Origin of the sequence: Flavobacterium sp. UBA4854 (assembly GCF_002399805.1) — a bacterium.
GTDB lineage: Bacteria > Bacteroidota > Bacteroidia > Flavobacteriales > Flavobacteriaceae > Flavobacterium > Flavobacterium ginsengisoli.
The window spans coordinates 1-3,205 of record NZ_DHEI01000010.1 but is presented as its reverse complement, the minus strand read 5'-3'; the positions used below and the strand labels follow the sequence as shown (position 1 = coordinate 3,205).

At 35.7% G+C, this 3,205-nt stretch carries 2 protein-coding genes; both read left to right on the top strand.

Going from position 1 to position 3,205, the window contains the following annotated elements; genetic code table 11:
• On the top strand, positions 1-675 hold a 675-nt coding region (locus tag B3J44_RS00900; protein WP_349678279.1), incomplete at its 5' end, for a glycosyl hydrolase family 95 catalytic domain-containing protein.
• A 73-nt stretch (positions 676-748) separates the two neighbouring features.
• Positions 749-3,016 carry a GH92 family glycosyl hydrolase gene (locus B3J44_RS00895; RefSeq protein ID WP_286964994.1) on the top strand — a complete coding sequence of 756 codons (2,268 nt, stop codon included), beginning with the start codon at positions 749-751 and terminating at the stop codon, positions 3,014-3,016.
• The last annotated feature ends 189 nt before the right edge of the window (positions 3,017-3,205 follow it).

The following is a 3,205-nucleotide window of genomic DNA, read 5'->3' as shown; positions in this document are numbered from 1 at the left end:
GATTCTGAATTGCGAAATGATTTGGAAAAAAGACTGAAATTATTACCGCCTTCAGGAGTTATTGGTCCAGACGGAAGAATTCAGGAATGGCTGAAACCTTATAAAGAACCTGATCCGCAACATCGTCACGTTTCTCATTTGTACGGATTATATCCAGCCTCTTTAATAACCCCAGAAAGCACTCCAGATTTAGCAGAAGCAGCAAAGAAAACTTTAGAAGTTAGAGGAGACGACGGCCCAAGTTGGTCAATTGCTTATAAAATGCTTTTCTGGTCTAGATTAAAAGACGGAAACAGAGCTTATAAATTATTGAAAACTATTTTAAGGCCAACTCTTGCAACAAATATCAATTACGGAGCCGGAGGAGGAGTTTATCCGAATCTGCTTTCTGCTGGCCCGCCTTTTCAAATTGACGGAAATTTTGGAGCTACAGCAGGAATTGGAGAAATGCTAATACAAAGCCATGCAGGATTTATCGAATTATTGCCAGCAATGCCAGACGCTTGGCTAAAAGAAGGCGAAGTAAAAGGACTTAAAGCAGAAGGAAATTTTACCATAAATATGAAATGGAAAAATGGTAAAATAATACAATACGAAATACTGTCGCCATCACCTGAAAAAGTAAAAATCAAAGTGAATGGAGAATTAAAAGAAACCACCTCTTCTAAATTGTAGTTAATAACAACCCTAATCCTGCAAGGTCTTTTCTGAGTTTGCAGGATTAATTTTTTAAAACAAAATTTTTATCATGATTTTAAAAAACATAATAATCATAGGCAGTTTATTCGCTTCTGTGATAGCAAGTGCGCAGAATTCAGAAAGAATTGCTTCACATGTTAATCCTTTTATTGGAACAGGAGCTGCAGATGGATCGCCTTTGTCAGGAAATAATTTTCCTGGAGCCACAGTTCCTTTTGGAATGGTGCAGCTTAGTCCAGATACGCGCAGCACACCAGATTGGAGTGTAGCCTGCGGTTATAATTACAATGACACCACAATTGCAGGCTTTAGCCACACTCATTTAAGCGGAACAGGTGTAGCCGAATTATTTGATGTAATGCTGATGCCTTTTAGCGGTGCAATTGTGAAAGAAGCTGAAGGAGAAAATGCCTATCAGTCGAAATTCTCTCATAAAAATGAAACAGCAAAACCTGGTTATTATAGTGTTCAATTATTAGATTATCAGGTAAAAGCAGAATTAACGGCAACAACACGAGCAGGTTTTCATAAATACAGTTTTCCTAAAAATAAAGAAGCCCATATTATCATCGATTTAGATCATTCGATGAAAAAATCAGATTGGAACACGCGAATTATTGCCTCTCAAATAGCATTTCCAAATGATCATACAGTTGAAGGATATCGCATTATAACAGGTTGGGCGCCTATGCGAAGAGTATATTTTCATGCAGAGTTTTCACAACCTATAATTCGTAATCATGTTAAAGACGGCGGAAATAGTTATGATAATGCCAGAATAGTAAACGGAAATGCCATAAGAGCCATATTAGATTTTGATATTTCAAAACAGCAGGAAATTTTGGTAAAAGTGGGAATCTCTGCAACAAGTATAGAAAATGCAAGATTGAATGTACAGTCTGAAATTCCTGCTTGGGACTTTGAAAAAACGGTAAAAGAAGCAGATGCCGTTTGGGAAAAAGAACTCGGTAAAATAAAAATTGATGGCACAGACGAGCAAAAACAGATTTTCTACACTGCTTTGTATCACACTTACATTCAGCCAAATACTTTGTCGGATGTAAATGGCGATTATCCTTCGGCAGATTTTACGGTTAAAAATGCTTCAAAACCTTATTATTCTACCTTTTCTTTGTGGGACACGTATCGTGCAGCGCATCCGTTATATACTTTAATTCAGCCAGAACGTTCAGCCGATTTTGTAAACAGCATGTTGGCGTATTATAAAGCTTTTGGCTATTTACCAATTTGGCAACTATGGGGGCAGGAAAATTATTGTATGATAGGCAACCATGCCATTCCGGTTATTGTTGATGCAGTAATGAAGAATTTACCAGGAATTGATCCCGATTTGGCTTACGAGGCTATTAAGAACTCAGCAATGCGCGAACACCCTGGATCTCCGTTTGGTATCTGGGAAAAGTTTGGATATATTCCAGAAAACTTAAAATCACAATCGGTTTCACTTACTTTAGAAATGGCTTACGATGATTGGTGTGTGGCTGAATTAGCAAAGAAATTAGTTAAAATAGAAGACTATAATCATTTTACAAAACGTTCTCAGTTTTATAGAAATCTATACGATAAAGAAATTGGTTTTTTTAGAGCTAAAGATGATAAAGGAAATTGGATTGGTCCATTTGATCCTTTAAAATATGGCGCTAATGGCGGTTATCCGTTTACAGAAGGAAATGGATGGCAATACTTTTGGTATGTTCCTCAGGATGTAAAAGGCTTAATTGGCTTAGTTGGAAATGATCAATTATTTACTAAAAAACTAGATACATTTTTTACCTTAGAAGATAAACCAGAAGAAGTAAATGATAATGCTTCAGGTTTTATTGGGCAATATGCTCACGGAAACGAACCAAGCCATCATATTGCGTATTTGTACAACTACGCAGGTCAGCCGTGGAAAACACAAAAATATACTGCTGATATCATGAAAAAGATGTACAATACTACTTCATCAGGTTATTCTGGAAATGACGATTGCGGTGAACTTTCGGCTTGGTATATTTTTAGCGCAATGGGATTTTATCCTGTAAATCCAGCAAACAGAATGTATGTTATTGGCTCTCCAATTTTGAAAGAAGCAATAATTGAATTGCAAGGCAGAAAAACGTTTAAGGTAACTGCCAAAAATGTATCAGATCAAAACGTTTACATTCAGAGCGCAAAACTAAATGGTAAGACTTACACTAAAACCTTTATTAAGCAGTCAGATTTGGATTCAGGAGGAACTTTAGAATTTGTTATGGGATCAAAACCTAATAAAAAATGGGGAATAAGAACAGAAGATAGACCTGCAAATTAAATTTTCCTATTTTTTATATATTAGAAAAAATAAAAGGTTTGATGAAATGAATCATCAAACCTTTTTCTTCAAAAAACTGTTTTTATATTAACCTATAAAAACTGATTCTTCATTTTTCAGAAGAGATAAATGTATCGTAACCCCTGAATGGCTTTTTTCTTCTGCCAGAACACTATTAAAAGTTTGTTC